The sequence below is a fragment of the Pseudomonas sp. K8 genome (genome assembly GCF_014889455.1).
Classification (GTDB): domain Bacteria; phylum Pseudomonadota; class Gammaproteobacteria; order Pseudomonadales; family Pseudomonadaceae; genus Aquipseudomonas; species Aquipseudomonas veronii.
Genome location: NZ_VJWO01000193.1, coordinates 1 through 645, shown reverse-complemented (window position 1 = coordinate 645; position 645 = coordinate 1). Strand labels below are relative to the sequence as shown.

Here is a 645-nt window from a genome sequence, read left to right as displayed (position 1 = left end):
GCATCTGCCCGCACATCAGCTCGGCATCTTCGGGCGAATCCTCCACCAGCAGGATGCGCAGGTGTCCCAGCGAGGGGCCGGTGAGCGGCATGGGTTATTCGACCTCCGGAGCCTGGTTGATCAGCGCCCAGAACTTGCCGAGCGTCTGCACGGCACCGAAGAACTGGTCCACGTCCACCGGTTTGACCACATAGGCATTGACGCCCAGGTCCCAGCTGCGGGCCAGGTCGCTCTCCTCGCGCGAGGACGACAGAATCACCACCGGCAGCCGCTTGAGCTCCTCGGCACTGCGGATCTGGCGCAGCACTTCCAGCCCGTCCATGCGCGGCATCTTGATATCCAGCAGCAGCACCGCCGGCAGGCCTTCCTCGCGGTTGGCGAAGGCACCGCGGCGCAGCAGGTAGTCCATCGCTTCCACGCCGTCCTCGACGTGCACGATGGGGTTGGCCAGGCGCGCTTCCTTCAGGGCATCGATGGCCATTTCAGCATCGGCGGGGCTGTCCTCGGCAAGCAGGATGGTGCGGAGAGCGGTCATGCGACGGGGCCTTTGTTGTTGAGTGCGTCGAGGGAGGAAGGAAGAAGGAAGTGGAACGTGGCGCCCTGGTCCACCGCCGCTTCGGCCCAGATGCGGCCGCCGTGGCGGGC

Annotated in this window: 1 protein-coding gene; it reads right to left on the bottom strand. The window is 66.4% G+C overall.

The features are described from left to right. Positions 1–94: 94 nt before the first annotated feature. Positions 95–535 (bottom strand): response regulator, encoded by a 441-nt coding sequence (locus tag INT12_RS30935; protein WP_193059234.1) that lies wholly within the window; start codon positions 533–535, stop codon positions 95–97. Positions 536–645: the final 110 nt, after the last annotated feature.